At 37.8% G+C, this 16042-nt stretch carries 22 protein-coding genes and 2 other annotated features; all 22 genes read left to right on the forward strand.

All coding sequences use genetic code 11. From position 1 onward, the window contains the following. The first annotated feature begins 16 nt into the window (after window positions 1-16). The 22 genes from gltX to HRK21_RS14035 all read left to right on the forward strand — a co-directional run bounded on the left by gltX (window position 17) and on the right by HRK21_RS14035 (window position 15795). Window positions 17-1492 (forward strand): glutamate--tRNA ligase, encoded by a 1476-nt coding sequence (gene gltX, locus HRK21_RS07150; RefSeq protein ID WP_003728082.1) that lies wholly within the window; start codon window positions 17-19, stop codon window positions 1490-1492. Window positions 1493-1594: 102 nt separating this feature from the next. Then, window positions 1595-1820: a binding site (T-box leader), on the forward strand. 69 nt (window positions 1821-1889) lie between these two features. Continuing rightward, window positions 1890-2504 carry a serine O-acetyltransferase EpsC gene (gene epsC / locus HRK21_RS07155; protein ID WP_003737962.1) on the forward strand — a complete coding sequence of 205 codons (615 nt, stop codon included), beginning with the start codon at window positions 1890-1892 and terminating at the stop codon, window positions 2502-2504. A 6-nt stretch (window positions 2505-2510) separates the two neighbouring features. Continuing rightward, window positions 2511-3926 carry a cysteine--tRNA ligase gene (cysS, locus tag HRK21_RS07160; RefSeq protein WP_003737963.1) on the forward strand — a complete coding sequence of 472 codons (1416 nt, stop codon included), beginning with the start codon at window positions 2511-2513 and terminating at the stop codon, window positions 3924-3926. Between the two features lie 3 nt (window positions 3927-3929). Further along, a complete protein-coding gene (locus tag HRK21_RS07165; protein WP_069887663.1) occupies window positions 3930-4340 on the forward strand; it encodes a Mini-ribonuclease 3 in 411 nt (136 codons plus the stop codon). Next, window positions 4340-5095 (forward strand): 23S rRNA (guanosine(2251)-2'-O)-methyltransferase RlmB, encoded by a 756-nt coding sequence (gene rlmB / locus HRK21_RS07170; RefSeq protein WP_003724085.1) that lies wholly within the window; start codon window positions 4340-4342, stop codon window positions 5093-5095. Before HRK21_RS07165 ends, rlmB begins: the two co-directional genes overlap by 1 nt. Window positions 5096-5097: 2 nt before the next feature. Continuing rightward, on the forward strand, window positions 5098-5610 hold the full coding sequence (locus HRK21_RS07175; protein WP_003737965.1) for an NYN domain-containing protein: 513 nt from the start codon (window positions 5098-5100) through the stop codon (window positions 5608-5610). Between the two features lie 80 nt (window positions 5611-5690). Beyond that, window positions 5691-6296, forward strand: a complete 606-nt coding sequence (locus HRK21_RS07180) for an RNA polymerase factor sigma-70 (RefSeq protein ID WP_069009915.1) — start codon at window positions 5691-5693, stop codon at window positions 6294-6296. A 103-nt stretch (window positions 6297-6399) separates the two neighbouring features. Beyond that, window positions 6400-6549 carry a 50S ribosomal protein L33 gene (gene rpmG, locus HRK21_RS07185; RefSeq protein WP_003728079.1) on the forward strand — a complete coding sequence of 50 codons (150 nt, stop codon included), beginning with the start codon at window positions 6400-6402 and terminating at the stop codon, window positions 6547-6549. 19 nt (window positions 6550-6568) lie between these two features. Further along, window positions 6569-6748 carry a preprotein translocase subunit SecE gene (gene secE / locus HRK21_RS07190; RefSeq protein ID WP_003726895.1) on the forward strand — a complete coding sequence of 60 codons (180 nt, stop codon included), beginning with the start codon at window positions 6569-6571 and terminating at the stop codon, window positions 6746-6748. A gap of 129 nt (window positions 6749-6877) precedes the next feature. After that, the gene (gene nusG / locus HRK21_RS07195; RefSeq protein WP_003726896.1) at window positions 6878-7411 is read left to right on the forward strand and encodes a transcription termination/antitermination protein NusG; all 534 of its coding nucleotides are present in this window, start codon (window positions 6878-6880) and stop codon (window positions 7409-7411) included. A gap of 53 nt (window positions 7412-7464) precedes the next feature. Next, complete coding sequence (locus HRK21_RS07200; protein WP_069887662.1) at window positions 7465-7935, forward strand: Imm63 family immunity protein; 471 nt, start codon at window positions 7465-7467, stop codon at window positions 7933-7935. 125 nt (window positions 7936-8060) lie between these two features. Continuing rightward, the gene (gene rplK, locus HRK21_RS07205) at window positions 8061-8486 is read left to right on the forward strand and encodes a 50S ribosomal protein L11 (protein ID WP_003718336.1); all 426 of its coding nucleotides are present in this window, start codon (window positions 8061-8063) and stop codon (window positions 8484-8486) included. A gap of 39 nt (window positions 8487-8525) precedes the next feature. Continuing rightward, window positions 8526-9215: a 50S ribosomal protein L1 gene (gene rplA / locus HRK21_RS07210; protein ID WP_003726838.1), complete on the forward strand. Its 690-nt coding sequence runs from the start codon at window positions 8526-8528 to the stop codon at window positions 9213-9215. Between the two features lie 48 nt (window positions 9216-9263). Further along, window positions 9264-9407 (forward strand) — a sequence feature (ribosomal protein L10 leader region). A 55-nt stretch (window positions 9408-9462) separates the two neighbouring features. Further along, the gene (gene rplJ, locus HRK21_RS07215) at window positions 9463-9963 is read left to right on the forward strand and encodes a 50S ribosomal protein L10 (protein ID WP_003732833.1); all 501 of its coding nucleotides are present in this window, start codon (window positions 9463-9465) and stop codon (window positions 9961-9963) included. A 77-nt stretch (window positions 9964-10040) separates the two neighbouring features. Beyond that, entirely contained in the window at window positions 10041-10403 is a 363-nt protein-coding gene (gene rplL / locus HRK21_RS07220; protein WP_003729189.1) for a 50S ribosomal protein L7/L12, read from the forward strand. A 147-nt stretch (window positions 10404-10550) separates the two neighbouring features. Further along, entirely contained in the window at window positions 10551-10937 is a 387-nt protein-coding gene (locus HRK21_RS07225; RefSeq protein WP_003737968.1) for a BlaI/MecI/CopY family transcriptional regulator, read from the forward strand. Further along, the gene (locus HRK21_RS07230) at window positions 10930-11970 is read left to right on the forward strand and encodes a M56 family metallopeptidase (RefSeq protein WP_070005900.1); all 1041 of its coding nucleotides are present in this window, start codon (window positions 10930-10932) and stop codon (window positions 11968-11970) included. The genes HRK21_RS07225 and HRK21_RS07230 overlap by 8 nt, the downstream gene beginning before the upstream one ends. Window positions 11971-12086: 116 nt before the next feature. After that, window positions 12087-12749: a DUF1266 domain-containing protein gene (locus HRK21_RS07235; RefSeq protein ID WP_070005901.1), complete on the forward strand. Its 663-nt coding sequence runs from the start codon at window positions 12087-12089 to the stop codon at window positions 12747-12749. 24 nt (window positions 12750-12773) lie between these two features. Continuing rightward, on the forward strand, window positions 12774-13277 hold the full coding sequence (locus HRK21_RS07240; RefSeq protein ID WP_070005902.1) for a YehR family lipoprotein: 504 nt from the start codon (window positions 12774-12776) through the stop codon (window positions 13275-13277). Between the two features lie 114 nt (window positions 13278-13391). Continuing rightward, on the forward strand, window positions 13392-13997 hold the full coding sequence (locus tag HRK21_RS07245; protein WP_070005903.1) for a class I SAM-dependent methyltransferase: 606 nt from the start codon (window positions 13392-13394) through the stop codon (window positions 13995-13997). A gap of 346 nt (window positions 13998-14343) precedes the next feature. After that, window positions 14344-15522, forward strand: coding sequence for an RtcB family protein (locus tag HRK21_RS07250; protein ID WP_070005904.1), 1179 nt, complete (start codon window positions 14344-14346; stop codon window positions 15520-15522). Window positions 15523-15573: 51 nt separating this feature from the next. Next, window positions 15574-15795: a DUF2947 family protein gene (locus HRK21_RS14035; protein WP_223276772.1), complete on the forward strand. Its 222-nt coding sequence runs from the start codon at window positions 15574-15576 to the stop codon at window positions 15793-15795. Window positions 15796-16042: the final 247 nt, after the last annotated feature.

The raw sequence follows: 16042 nt of genomic DNA on the forward strand, positions 1-16042 counted from the left end.
GAAGGAGTGAATAATTGTGAGTGAAACAAAACGAGTACGTGTACGTTATGCACCAAGTCCAACTGGATTTTTGCATATTGGAAATGCGCGTACTGCCTTATTTAACTATTTATTTGCAAGACATAATGATGGAGATTTTATCATTAGAATTGAAGATACAGACGCTAAACGTAACATAGCCGACGGTGAAGAAAGCCAAATGACAAATTTAAAATGGCTAGGTATGGACTGGGATGAAGGCGTGGATGTTCCCGGAAAATACGGACCTTACCGTCAGTCGGAACGTCAATCCATTTATGAACCGTTAATTCAACAACTTTTGGATGAAGGTTTGGCTTATAAATGTTATTGTACGGAAGAAGAGCTGGATGCTGAACGTGAAAAACAAAAAGCAAATGGTGAAATGCCTCGTTATAGTGGGAAATGTCGTCATTTAACAAAAGAACAACAAGCGGAGAAAGAAGCGCAGGGTTTTAAACCGAGTATTCGTTTCAAAGTGCCAGCAAATGAAACAATTACTTTCAACGATATGGTGAAAGACGATGTTTCGTTTGAATCAAATGGAATAGGCGATTTTGTTATTGCGAAAAAAGACGGAATTCCGACTTATAACTTTGCCGTAGCAGTGGACGACCATTTGATGGAAATCTCCCATGTTCTTCGCGGAGACGACCATATTTCGAATACGCCTAAACAAATTTTGATTTATAATGCATTCGGCTGGGAGCCGCCGATTTTTGGTCATATGACGCTTATTGTGAATGAAAGCAGACGTAAATTAAGTAAACGTGATGGCTCGATTATTCAATTTATCGAACAATATCGCGATTTAGGATATTTACCAGAAGCATTATTTAACTTCATTGCTATGCTTGGTTGGTCTCCAGAAGGTGAAGAAGAAATTTTCTCTAAAGAAGAATTCATTAAAATGTTTGATCCAAAACGTTTATCTAAATCACCTGCGCTGTTTGATAATGTTAAATTAACATGGGTGAATAACCAATATGTGAAAAAATTACCGCTAAATGATGTAGTAGAGCTTTCGTTACCGCATTTACAAAAAGCAGGTGTTGTATCTGCTGAGCTAGATCAAGCTGAACTTGATTGGGTGCACAAATTGGTGTCACTTTATCATGAGCAAATGAGCTATGGTGCGGAAATTGTGCCACTTTCAGAAATGTTCTTTGCGGATGCAGAGTCAATTACGTTTGATGAAGAAGAGACAGCGGTGCTTGCGGAAGAAACAGTTCCAACCGTTATTTCGGCTTTCAAAAAAGAACTAGAAGCACTAGAAGTTCTTGAAGCTGCGGAAGTAAAAGCGGCAATCAAGCGTGTTCAAAAAGAAACGGGCGTAAAGGGTAAAGGGTTATTTATGCCAATTCGTATTGTAACGACGGGTGAAATGCATGGTCCTGAATTGCCACTTGCAATCGAAGTTCTTGGTCGTGAAAAAGTGCTTAATCGTTTGGATACATGGTTGAAAAATAATTGATTTTGAATGAAAGCATCTCGGCTATTTGCGGGGTGCTTTTTTATTTTGATATATTTCAGTTGCAAGGAATTTTATTGCTGTTATAATAGAACTAAATATACGGAAAAAGTGATGATGGGAAGAAGTACGGAATTCTAAGTTTATAGAGAGAGTCGCCATGGCTGGAAGCGACTTAGCTGAACACTCCTGAAATGCCTCCCTGAATTCTGATGGGAAATTTAGTATCATCAGACGAAATGTGGGTCGTTACCCCCACCCCTAGAGTTGGAGTATTTGCTAAAATTAGCAGTGCTCAAGTCAGAGTGGAACCGCGCAAAGCGTCTCTGTATCGGAGGGGCTTTTTTTGTTGGTTAGGTTCCAATAAAAAATGTACGAACTTGAATAAGGAGGCAACAAAATGCCAACTCGCTTAAAAGAAGATATTGCAACAATTATAAAGAATGACCCTGCGACGAAGAGCTTTTTTGATGCTTTTTTAACGAATCCGGGATTGCACGCACTTTGGTGGCATCGTGTGGCGAACTTTTTTTATCGTCATAAAATGGTTTTGTTTGGAAAAGTATTATCGCAGACCGCTCGTTTCTGGACTAATATAGAGATTCATCCAGGCGCAACTATTGGTAGAAGGCTTTTTATTGATCATGGTGCAGGAATTGTTATTGGTGAGACGGCAGAAATCGGTGATGATGTAACGATATTCCACGGAGTTACGCTAGGTGGAACTGGGAAAGATTGCGGAAAACGCCATCCAACTGTTGGTGACGGGGCGCTCGTTTCGGCAGGCGCAAAAGTACTTGGACCGGTAGAAATCGGGGCAGGGGCGCGTGTTGGAGCAGGAGCTGTCGTTTTAAAAGATGTACCTCCAGGCGCGACGGTTGTCGGGATTCCTGCTAAGGTTGTTCGTTTGAATGGTCGCACGGTAGGTCACGCGGTTCCTAAAATGGATGAACTGACGTTACGAATTGCGGAATTAGAAAATATAGTAGAAAAACTTTTGAAGGAAAAGGAGTAGATCTGATTGTCGATACAAATTTTTAATACGTTAAAACGAGAGAAAGAGCCTTTTAAACCACTCAAAGATGGCGAAGTGAAAATGTATGTTTGCGGACCGACTGTATATAACTACATTCATATCGGAAATGCGCGTCCAATTATTGTTTTTGATACGGTTCGACGTTATTTTACGTATCGTGGCTATGATGTGAAATTCGTGTCTAACTTTACGGATGTGGATGATAAATTAATTCGTGCGGCTAATGAACTTAAATTGACAGTTCCAGAAGTGGCGGATCGCTTTATAGGCGCTTATTTTGATGATGTCGATCAACTGAATGTGGCGAAAGCGACTGTGAATCCACGTGTAACGGAGAATATGGATGAAATCATTCAATTGATAAGCACCCTGATCGAAAAAGGCTATGCGTATGAGTCGGCTGGCGATGTCTATTTCCGGACGAAAAAATTCAAAGATTACGGGAAACTATCTGGCCAAGAATTATCGGAATTGCAACACGGGGCTCGGGTTGAATATAATGAGCGTAAACAAGATGAACTTGATTTCACGCTTTGGAAAGCGGCTAAACCGGGTGAAATTTTCTGGGAAAGTCCGTTTGGTAATGGGCGCCCGGGTTGGCATATTGAATGCTCGGCGCTTGCAAAAAAATATTTGGGTGACACAATTGATATTCATGCAGGAGGGCAAGATTTAGTATTTCCTCACCATGAGGATGAAATTGCTCAATCAGAAGCAGCAACAGGGAAAACGTTCGCGAACTACTGGATGCACAATGCCTTTTTAAATATTGATGGGGAAAAAATGTCCAAATCGCTTGGGAATTTTATTACGTTGCATGATGTGTTAAAAGACAATGACCCGAATGTGATTCGTTTCTTCATGTTATCTGTACATTATCGGAAGCCAATTACGCTGAATGATGCGATTTTAGAAGATGCGAAAAATGGTTTGGAACGGTTAATGATTGCATACCAAAATATTGATCACCGGATTCAAACGGATGATGGCGAATATGTGGAAGAATCGCATGAGGACGAGTGGTTAGAACAACTAACTGAATTAAAACAAGCTTTTGAAGATGATATGGATGATGATTTCAATACCGCAAATGCTATTACAACTTTCCATGAACTGGCAAAACGTGCCAATATTTATTTGGCGAAAGAAACTGTTTCTATCAACGTTCTGCGCGAATTCTTAAGTATGATGCGTTTGTTTGCGGAAGTACTAGGCTTAAAACTAGAGAATACGCAAACTGATTCGCTGGATGATAGCGAAGTGGAAGCGTTAATCGAAGAACGTCTACAAGCGCGAAATGAGCGTAATTTTGCTCGCGCTGATGAAATTCGAGACATTTTAAAAGAAAAAAATATTATTTTGGAAGACACTGCGCAAGGCACGCGGTTTAGACGGGGGTAAATCATGGCAGAAGTGAAAGAATATAAACAACTGAATGGTCTCGCGCTTGCTTACATGGGTGACGCAGTGTACGAAAAATTTATCCGTGAATATTTACTTGCTGCTGGAAAGACAAAACCAAATCAATTGCACAAAACAGCGACAAAATTCGTTTCTGCAAAAGGGCAAGCTGTGGCGCTGAAAGCTATGATTGCGGAAGGATTTTTGACGGAAGAAGAAGATAGAATTGCTAAGCGTGGGCGTAACGCTAAGTCATATACAGTGCCAAAAAATACAGATCCTGGAACTTACAGTATGTCCACATCTTTTGAAGCAGTACTAGGCTATCTATACTTAGCTGGTGAAATGGATCGTTTGCAAAAATGGATGGAGAAGGCGCTTGAAATAGTAGAAAAAGGAGTGGAAAACAACTAATGGAACAAGAAAACGAACAAGAGTGGATTGGCGGGAGAAATCCTGTTCTTGAAGTATTACGATCTGATAGAGATATTCATAAAATATATGTGCAAGAAGGTTCACAAAAAGGCGTGTTAAAACAAGTATTAACATTAGCGAAAGAACGAAAAATTCAAGTTCAATTTGTGCCTAAACAAAAGATTGAAAAAGTAGTAAGTGGGGCTCATCAAGGTGTTGCAGCTCAAGTGGCGGCTTATCAATATGCGGAGTTAGACGATTTATTCGCTGCAGCTGAAGCAAAAGATGAAATGCCATTTTTCATTATTTTGGATGAATTAGAAGATCCACACAACTTAGGCTCAATTATGCGTACAGCGGATTCTGTTGGCGCACATGGGATTATTATTCCGAAACGTCGCTCTGTAGGTTTGACGCAAACTGTAGCCAAAGCAAGTACTGGAGCGATGGAGTATGTTCCGGTGGTTCGCGTAACGAATATGGTGCGGACAATGGAAGAACTACAAAAACGTGGGCTCTGGATTTTTGGAACAGATGCGAAAGGAAGTAGCGATTACCGGACGATGGATGTAGATATGCCGCTTGCTATTGTTATTGGTAGTGAAGGATTTGGCATGAGCCGTTTAGTTCGTGAAAAATGTGATTTCCTTGTCCATTTACCAATGCGTGGAAAAGTTACTTCACTTAATGCGTCAGTTGCAGCTAGTTTGTTACTTTATGAAGTTTATCGGAAACGTTTCCCTCTGGAGAAATAAAGATGGAACAAATTCTGCTTGTTGACGGGTATAATGTGATTGGTGCTTGGCCAGAACTTAGTTTCTTAAAAGATCGTGATTTGGAAGCAGCGAGAGATAAACTTGTAGAATGGATGGCGGAATATCAAAGTTATACGGGATATCGGGTGGTGGTCGTTTTTGATGCGCAGTTTGTCCGAGGTGTGAAGCGTAAAAGTAAGAAGTATCAGGTAGAAGTTGTTTTTACGCATGAGGATGAAACGGCAGATGAGTATATCGAACAAAAAGCGATTGAATGGAAAAACGCGCGGACGCAAATTATGGTAGCAACATCTGACTATACAGAACAGTGGGCTATTTTTGGACAAGGTGCACTACGAATTTCATCGCGGGAGTTACTTTTTGAAATTCAAGAAATGAGTAAACAAATCGGACAGAAAATCAAGCGAATTCAGGAAGAAATGCCAAAATCAAACCTTAATCTGGATTCTGATGTCATTTCACAGCTCGAAAAGTGGAGAAGAGGCGAGAAGTAAGGGATTGACGGTATGTTTTTGACTATGTATAATGGAGCAACCATAGAAGAAATCCTGTTGTAAAGGAGCCGATTAGCTTAGTGAATAATTCAGTGAATCAAGAAGAACTTGCGATGCTCGAACTAGCAAGAAGCGGTGATACAGAAGCATTAGAATATTTTTTCAGTAAGTATCAATCGGTTATTTACTGGAAATCAACTCAATATTTTCTGCAAGGTGCAGAGCGTGACGATTTAATTCAAGAAGCGATGATTGGCCTTTTCAAAGCAATTCGAGATTACGATAAAACAAAAGAAGCTTCTTTTCGATCTTTTGCAGAAATGTGTATTAACAGACAACTTCTTTCGGCCGTGAAACGGGCATCTAGGCAGAAGAATATTCCGCTTAATAATTCTGTTTCACTAGACACACCAATGGCTGAGGACGATGTAGACTGGACTTTATTAGATGTCATTTCCGAAAAAGCGGCCGAAACGCCAGAAGACTTTTTAATCAAAAATGAAGATTTAATACATGTAGCACGTCAACTAGAACAAGTCACAAGCGAATTTGAAAAAGAAGTATTAAAGCAATATTTAGAAGGCAAGAGCTATCAAGAAATGGCGCTTTACTTCAATAAAAAAGAGAAAGCAATTGATAATGCTCTCCAACGCGTGAAAAAGAAAATGATGAAACAGCTAGAATGAAAAAACAATTGACTAGCTAAGAGTCAAATGTTATATTTATATGGATGAAATGTGCCTATTTTTTGGCATGGCATATTTAATGATTGCGGAGTTGAGATAATTTATGAAGAAGAAAACATCCCTCGCTTGTTCTGAGTGTGGTTCAAGAAACTATACAGTCAATGTTAGCGGGACGCAGAAAGAAACGCGTTTAGAAGTGAAGAAATTCTGCCGACACTGCAATAAACATACATTACATCGAGAAACAAAATAGACGATATGGAGGTTTTGGTATGTCTGCAATAGCAAGATTCTTTCGGAATGTTTCATCCGAAATGCACAAAGTTACGTGGCCAACTAGAAAAGAACTTTTAACATACACAGTAACAGTAGTTATTACAGTAGTTTTATTTGCTTTATTCTTTATGTTAATTGATTTTGGTATCGAACAAATTATTAAACTTATCGTGTAGTGCTAGGAATTTTACAAAGATAATGATATACTATTACTTGAGACAAAACCCGTACAACTTTCGGGTTTTTTATTTTGGATTATACTAAAAGGAGGATGGCGGCAAAATAGGATTGCTGCCAACTAAACAATGGAAAAAAATTGGTATGTAGTTCATACTTACTCCGGTTATGAAAATAAAGTCAAAGCAAACTTAGAAAAACGTGTAGAATCAATGGGCATGTCCGATAAAATTTTCCGAGTTATCGTACCGGAAGAAGAAGAAACAGAAGTGAAAAATGGTAAAACAAAAACAATCAAACGCAAAGTTTTCCCTGGTTATGTATTAGTAGAAATCGTTATGACGGATGATTCTTGGTATGTTGTGCGTAATACCCCTGGTGTTACAGGTTTCGTGGGTTCAGCAGGTTCTGGATCAAAACCAACGCCATTACTTCCAGAAGAAGCGGATCGTATTCTTAAAAGCATGGGCATGGTGGAAAAACGTGCGGAAGCTGATTTTGAAATTGGCGAAACTGTTATGGTCAAAGAAGGGCCATTTGCTGACTTCTCCGGTAAAGTGGACGAAATGGACAATGACAAAGGTAAAGCGAAAGTCATGGTTAACATGTTCGGACGTGAAACGCCAGTCGAAGTGGATTTCAACCAAATCGAAAAACTTTAAAATGTGCAACCTCTACATTATTTGTGGAGGTTGTTTTGTTAGGAGGCGCCTAAATGGATAAAGCAAAGCGGATTTATCTGGAGTTTAAGCGAGAAGCCGATTTTTTAGAACTCGACTTCCCACTATTTTTGGGCGATGGACCAGGTTTTGGCGAGCTTTGTATGGATTATAGCGAACAAGATGGCTATATGCTATATGGTTACGAACGTGGCAAACGTAATAGTGAATTTAAAACAACAAACTTCGAAGAATTTAAATACGAGGTTTTCTTGCATATTTGTTGGTATATGGGAATGGAGTTTGAATTGCGCCACCGGAAAGAAGATATGGAGCGAAGTGATAATATTTTAGAAGCAGACACCAGAAAAGTCGCTTTTGAAAAAACATTGCAACTACTAAAAACGGTCAATCCGGCGTGGCTAGATAAGGCAGCACAAGGCTACGCGTCGTATTTGAATTTATGGCGTGAAAATAAAAATGTTTATTTCGATAAAGACACAATGGAATTTAAAGTAAATTTATAAATAATCTTGCAACTACACATTTAAAATGGTATCATATATAAGTACGTTTTTGACGTATGTTTTAACGTGGGAGGGGAAATATCAGCCCCAGTCAACCACATCACGGACTTAAGGAGGTATGTCTCGTGGCAAAAAAAGTGATTAAAGAAGTTAAACTTCAAATTCCAGCAGGTAAAGCAAATCCTGCACCTCCAGTTGGACCTGCATTAGGTCAAGCTGGCGTAAACATCATGGGATTCTGTAAAGAGTTTAATGCTCGCACAGCCGATCAAGCTGGTCTTATTATTCCTGTTGTGATCACTGTATTTGAAGACCGTTCGTTTACGTTCATCACTAAAACTCCACCAGCAGCTGTATTACTTAAAAAAGCAGCTAAAGTGGAAAAAGGATCCGGTGAACCAAACAAAACAAAAGTTGCATCTGTAACTCGCGCTCAAGTACAGGAAATTGCTGAAACAAAAATGCCAGACCTTAACGCTGCAAATGTTGAATCTGCAATGCTAATGGTTGAAGGTACTGCACGTTCTATGGGTATCACTATCCAAGATTAATCGTGTGTTTCACAATTTGACAATTAAGGAGGAAAAGAAATGGCTAAGAAAGGCAAAAAGTATCAAGATGCTTTAAAACAAATTGATGCAAACAAAGTTTACACTGCAGAAGAAGCAGTAGAACTTGCTAAAAAAATTGACTTCGCTAAATTCGATGCAACTGTTGAAGTAGCATTCCGTCTTGGCGTTGACCCTAAAAAAGCGGACCAACAAATCCGCGGTGCTGTTGTATTACCAAACGGTACTGGTAAAACTCAACGCGTATTAGTATTCGCAAAAGGTGAAAAAGCTAAAGAAGCTGAGGCTGCTGGAGCTGATTACGTTGGTGAATCTGAATTCGTTGAAAAAATCAACCAAGGTTGGTTTGAATTTGACGTTATCGTTGCTACACCTGACATGATGGGTGAAGTTGGTAAATTAGGCCGTGTCCTTGGACCAAAAGGTTTAATGCCAAACCCTAAAACTGGTACAGTAACTATGGACGTAACTAAAGCAGTTAACGAAATTAAAGCTGGTAAAGTAGAATACCGTGTTGATAAAGCTGGTAACGTCCACGCTGCAATCGGTAAAGTATCTTTTGATGCTGCTAAACTAGTAGAAAACTTCCGTACTGTGAATGACGTTCTACAAAAAGCAAAACCTGCTGCTGCGAAAGGTACTTACGTGAAAAATCTTTCCGTAACAACTACTTTCGGACCTGGAATCAAAGTCGACCCAGCAAGCTTATAAAATTTAACTTGACCAGCCCCTTGTCTTTTGATAAGATAGGCTAGTTGAAACAATCAAATATCCTTACCGTAGACAGTTGGTGCGTTTATCGCTTAAATTTGCCACCCGAGGGATTTCTTTTGAAGTGTGCGCCCGCGTGCATTTTACAAAAACCTCTGACGTCTACGGTGTCAGAGGTTTTTTGTTGCTGATCAAACGGAACTTGTGTCTGTTTAATTAGATTTAATTGTTGGACGGAGGTGGAAAAATGAGTAAAGTTCTTGAAGCTAAACAAAGTGCAGTTGAAGAAATTAAAACAAAATTATCAGCTAGTGCGTCTACAGTAATTGTTGATTACCGCGGCTTAAACGTTGGCGAAATCACTGACTTACGTAAACAATTGCGTGATGCTGGTATTGAGTTTAAAGTTTATAAAAACTCACTAACTCGCCGTGCTGTTGAAGCTAACGGTTACGAAGGTTTAGAAGGAGCTCTAACTGGTCCTAACGCAATCGCATTCAGTAATGAAGACGTAGTTGCGCCTGCGAAAATCCTTAACGATTTCGCTAAAGATCATGAAGCACTAGAAATCAAAGCCGGTGTTATTGAAGGTAAAGTTGCTTCTCTTGAAGAAATTAAAGCACTTGCAACACTTCCATCACGCGAAGGATTGCTATCTATGCTTTGCAACGTACTTCAAGCTCCAGTTCGCGGTCTTGCTATCGCTACTAAAGCTGTTGCTGACCAAAAAGAAGGACAAGAAGCATAATCTGTTCTACCTAGGGGGAACCCTACAAACAAATCTCGGTTAAATCCGAAAAATTATATTATTGGAGGAATTTCAAAATGGCTTTAAACATTGAAGAAATCATTGCTTCCGTAAAAGAAGCATCTGTATTAGAACTTAACGATTTAGTAAAAGCAATCGAAGAAGAATTTGGCGTAACTGCTGCTGCTCCTGTAGCTGTAGCTGCTGCTGGTGGCGGTGCTGCTGAGCAAACTGAATTCACTGTAGAACTAGCTTCTGCTGGAGATTCTAAAATCAAAGTAATCAAAGTGGTTCGTGAAATCACTGGTCTTGGCTTAAAAGAAGCTAAAGAATTAGTTGACAACGCTCCTAAAGCTCTTAAAGAAGGCGTTGCTAAAGACGAAGCTGAAGAAATCAAAGCTAAACTTGAAGAAGTTGGCGCTAACGTAGAAGTTAAGTAATTAACTTAAAGACCTTAGATACTTGTTATCTAAGGTCTTTTTTTATTGTTATATAAAAAATGCTTTTTAAACTTTTTTTGAAGGCTTTTTTTAATTGCTATTACATGCTAGTATAAAGAGATGAATTAGTTTTCTGGGGGTTTATATATGGCAATTAAATCTATATCAAAATCTGAATTAGAAGTAATGAAGATTATATGGGATTTTGGAAGAGCGGTTCAGTATGCTGATGTTGCTGGAAAGCTAGAAGAGAAAAATTACTCGTGGAAGAAAAACACTATACTAACTTTTTTAACGCGCTTAGTTGAGAAAAATTTACTGAGTGTGAAGAAAGTTGGTCGCAAAAACGAATATTATGCGATTGTAAGTGAAAACGAGTATTTAGAACGACAAACGGAAACCTTTGTAGAAGATATTTATGAAGGGGATGTAAAAGGGTTAATTACAAACTTAGTACAAAATGATTTAATTTCACCAGACGAACTAGAAGATTTACAACAATTTTGGAAAAGGATGAAATCACCTAATGAATGAACTGCTTAAGATTTTCTTATCAATGGCTTTAACATCGGTTATATTAATACCGCTAGTCTGGATATTACAAAGAATATTCAATCGTTATTTGAGTAAAGGGAAAATTTATTACTCATGGCTGATTGTTTTTTTCTTTTTAACCATTCCTTTTGCCTATCTTTTCTTTAGGTTTGCAAAAGATAGTGAGTTTATGTGGAGAAATAAAACGGAATTTGATGGGGTTACTTCCATTGTAATGGATCGAAGTGGGATTGTATTACAACATGATTTTAAAACTGTTTTTTGGATGACGGTACTGGATTATTTATGGGTAGCTTGGCTCGTGATATTTTTACTTAGTTTTATTTACCGGATAGCCTCGTATCGTAATTTCAAAAAATATGTGTTTTCTGGCGCACGAAGAGTAGATAATTTGGAACAGCTCGATTTATTGGCGGAAACTATGGAGAAATTGAATATTAAGCGACCGGTAGAGTTGATGATAAATCCACTTATTTCTTCACCGATTTTTCTTGGACTAAAAAAGAATGTAATAGTTATACCAGATGAAACTTTTTTGAATGTGGAATTGCATTATATTTTTATGCATGAGCTAGTTCATTGTAAACATAAAGATATGTATTATGTTTGGATGGTCCAATTTTTCACTTGTGTCTATTGGTTTAATCCGTTGATGTACCTGATGAATAAATGGATTCAAATGGATCGTGAATTAGCGTGTGATGAAGCTGTGTTAGCTACATTGCCTAAAAGTAAATATATTGGTTATGGTGATACGTTGCTTTCGTCACTTGTTAAATCAGGAAATTATAAGGAATCTTATGTAGCCGTATCGCTTCATGAAAATACGAAAGCTTTAAAAGAAAGGCTTACATTTATCGCGAACTATGAAGCGCCAAGTAAAAAACACAATGTATTGTTCTTGATCTTCATTATTGTATTATGTGGTGTAGGCGTTTTATTTAGTGCTTTTCAAGCGGATATGTTTATACTAGAAAAGAAGAAAGGCATTACAATTGAACGAAGAAAATAAGCTAGTAGAAACTTCTCTTTTTTATTAAGAGGAGTTTTTTATTATGTTATTGACTTTTAGGACTACGTATTGTAGTATTAAAAAGCAAAATAAATTACTAGAGGGGCGGAGAAGAAATGTTTGGTCGAAAAAAGGTTTCTATACCAGAGGAATATCTGCAATTTAATCATTTTTCAGCAGATAAAGAGAGATTGCTTTGTATTGGAGCTTTTACTACAGAGTATAAACATAACGTAGAAACAAAATTAGATGGTTCGAATAAAATGTTGAAGCTATATTATCCGAAGAATCAAGCTGCAAAAGTCATGAAATATTGGTTGCCGATGTTTGGGATTAATGACAGCTATTCTGCTATCGAAGTAATCACTAACTGGACTAAAGCGAATGATTATTCAGGAATGATTGCTGCGAATACAACAAATAAAGTTATTCGAATTGTTACTAAAGCTTCTCAAAAACAAGGGCAAGATGAAAATTCACTTGTAGCAGCAGCTAACAAAGTGAAAACGTATGGCGCATTTGATTTAGATAGATTAGGTTATATTGTGCGCGTCTGCTATTCTTTAGACTTGATTAACGAGGAGCAAGCATGGGGCTTCCTTGAAGAATTATGGAACGCTGCTGTAATGCATTTTGATGACTGGGATGAGTACTGCGTTAGTTATTTGAACGGAGAAGAAGGTTTGGATACAAATTGGTACAGCGATGGTGTTAAGGCCTATGTGGCATTACGAAAAGACGCAGCTAGTTTGTTAAATAAATATCAACTGAAAAACTAAACAAAAAAGGGAGTATAACAATCGATGAAAAAGTTTTTAAGTATTTTAAGTATTTTAGTTTTAGCTTTACTTGTAACAGCTTGTGGAAGTGATTCAAGTAAAAAGAAAAGTGAGAAAAAAGAAGAAAAAATGGAGACAGTAACATATGTAGCGGACATTAGTGGCGCTAAGTTAGAAGCAACATTTTCTCATGTTGGTGATAATTTAAGAAAAGTAGATCAAAAAATGGTTTATCCATATGCTGCTCTTGGGATTGAAAATGTCACCAAATTAGATGACGGTATGAAGAAACAATTGGAAGAGCAAGTTGCTTCCCAATACGCTGCATATAAAGATAGTAAAGGAGCTTCACTAGAAACGAAATTTACTGATGAAGCGCTAGAATTAACAATGTCTGTTGATTTATATAAAGCAGATAAGGATTCAGTTGCTTCTCTACTTGGCGGAACAACAGATCCTAAAAATGTTAGTCTAAAAGAAACGGTAAAACAATTCGAAGCTCAAGGGTTCAAGAAGAAAGAATCTTAATAACTTAGAAACAGGCGCGTAATAATCAAAGCGCCTGTTTTTCTTTCGTTAGCGCTACTTTAGAAGGGGATTTTATGCTAAAATAGCTAGAGATACGAAAGGAAGGTGCGGTTCTTGACTAACAATCATTACTACACAAACGACGAAACAATTAAACACAACCGAAAAACATGGCAAGTGATGTTAAAAGGTTTTAATATGAGTTTTACAAGTGACAATGGCGTGTTTTCCAAAAATACGGTCGATTTTGGTTCGAAATTATTGATTGAATCTTTTGAGTTAGAAACGAAAACAGGGAAAATCTTGGATGTGGGTTGCGGCTATGGTCCGATGGGATTAACGGTAGCGAAAGAATTTCCTGATAGCCAAATTGAAATGGTGGATGTTAATTTGCGCGCACTAGAACTTGCAAAAGAAAATGCGGAAATCAATAAAATTACGAACACACATATCTATGAAAGTTCGGTTTATGATAACGTAACTGCGAACGATTACCAAGCGATTATAAGTAATCCGCCAATTCGTGCAGGGAAAAGAATAGTTCACGCTATTTTAGAAGGTGCTTACGATCACTTGCAAGAAAACGGAGAACTTTGGATTGTTATTCAAAAGAAACAAGGCGGCCCATCTGCTGAAAAGAAAATGGAAGAAGTTTTTGGTAACGTTGAAACAGTCGCAAAAGATAAGGGCTATTTTATTTTCAAAAGCGTTAAAAATTAAGTTGTATCAAGTGCGGAAACGTGCTAATATAGAAATACATTTTACCAAGAAAGGACTGAGGGATATGCTTAGAATGAAAGATATGCTAGAAAAAAACAACCAATCAAGACAGAAGATAATAGGTATTTCTTTAACGTTCCTGCATAGCCAAGCAGTGTCTTTTCGAAGTAGTGTCCGTTAAAAGTTACGTCCTTCAATCTTTCTTGATTGAGGGACTTTTTTTGTACTTAAAAATAAACTTGAAAGAAGTGAGTCGAATGACAATAGGAGAACTGGGGAACTTAAACAGCTAGGAAGAGAAGTGGAGACTTTCATTTCTCTATTAAACAGAAAATGAGGAATAGAAATGCTAACATTAAAAGGAAAATATAACGAAGCGAAAGTTTTTACAGATAACGTGGATGACAATACCATCGGGCAAATTATTACGCTGTGTAATCAACCTTTTACGAAGGATAGTAAAATTCGAATCATGCCCGACACGCACGGCGGTAAAGGTTGCGTGATTGGAACGACGATGACAATTCAAGATAAAATTGTACCAAATTTGGTTGGAGTGGACATCGGTTGCGGACTGTATGTGGTGAAACTAAAATCTGGCAAGTTAAAAATGAATTTTGATAAGCTAGATAAAGCTATTCGCGAAAGAGTACCATCCGGAAGCAAAACGCATGATCAACCGATTGATGAATTTGATTTGGAAAACGTGGTTGCGCCGATTCATCGCGGCTGGGTAGCTAGAAGTATAGGTACACTTGGTGGTGGAAACCATTTTATTGAGATAAATCAAGGTTCTGACGGTATTTACCTTGTAATCCATAGTGGAAGTCGGGTGCTGGGTAAAGAAATCGCGGAATATCACCAAGAGGTAGCTTATAAAAGATTAGACGTATTGCGTAAAGAATTGAAATTAGACGCCACTGCTGCGAAAAAACGCGGCAATATAGAAATGGCTAATAACTTGAACGGTGAGCGCGAGCAAGTGAAATTGGATTATGACTTATCTTATGTGACGGGCTCTGATTTAAACAATTATTTAAATGACATGGAAATTGCGCAAAAATTTGCTGCTCGTAATCGTTACATCATGGCAGAAACTATTTTAAAAGCGATGAAATGGGATAAAGCAGTTGTTTCGGCGTTTGATTGTGTGCATAATTACATTGATATCGATAACCACATGCTTAGAAAAGGTGCGACATCTGCTCAGCTTGGGGAGCAAATTATCGTTCCTCTAAATATGCGCGATGGCAGCATTCTTGCAACTGGGAAAGGAAATGCAGATTGGAATTACTCGGCGCCGCACGGGGCAGGAAGAATGCTAAGTCGCTCTAAAGCAAAAGCGCAAATCAGTTTAGAAAGCTATCAGGTAGCAATGAAAGACGTTTGGACTACTTCTGTTTCTAAAAAAACAATTGATGAAGCCCCAAAAGCCTATAAATCAGCTAAACAATTACTTGTTGATGTAGAAGATACGATGGAAATTCAAGAAATAATTAAACCGTTATACAATTTCAAAGCATGATGGAAAACGCGACAAATATATTCTTCAATTATGTAAGAATTGGAGAAGTATATGAAACTACAGAAATTAAGGTGCGTGTTTTATGTGGAAAATAATATGGATAGAGATAGTAAATATGTGAATATAGAGGACTTCGATTTGTCTTGGTATTTTAATATTGAAGGGATTAAAATGTCGGATGAGGAAATGAAGTATATAAAACCTCTTGCTAAAGCATATAGTAGCAAGATGTGGGAAAAGTATATTAGTCATCGTCATCACCATTTTGAGTAACTTGATTCTGAGGACAAATTACCTCCATTAGCGAAAATGGATTACAATTGGCTGGATGATTTGGGTAATGGTATATATGAGGATTTTAGTAATTATCTGTTAAAAAGTATAAACTATAATCAACAAGACACCGTTTTAGCATTTTGGCTAAAGGACTATGCTGTAGAAACGGAGTAGCATTTTTTTATAAAGCATTGGCCTGAATTCCTTTTTGATCAAGGTGCTATATTAATAAATATTTCAAGTG

Origin of the sequence: Listeria monocytogenes (genome assembly GCF_013282665.1) — a bacterium.
In the GTDB taxonomy this organism is placed as follows: domain Bacteria; phylum Bacillota; class Bacilli; order Lactobacillales; family Listeriaceae; genus Listeria; species Listeria monocytogenes_C.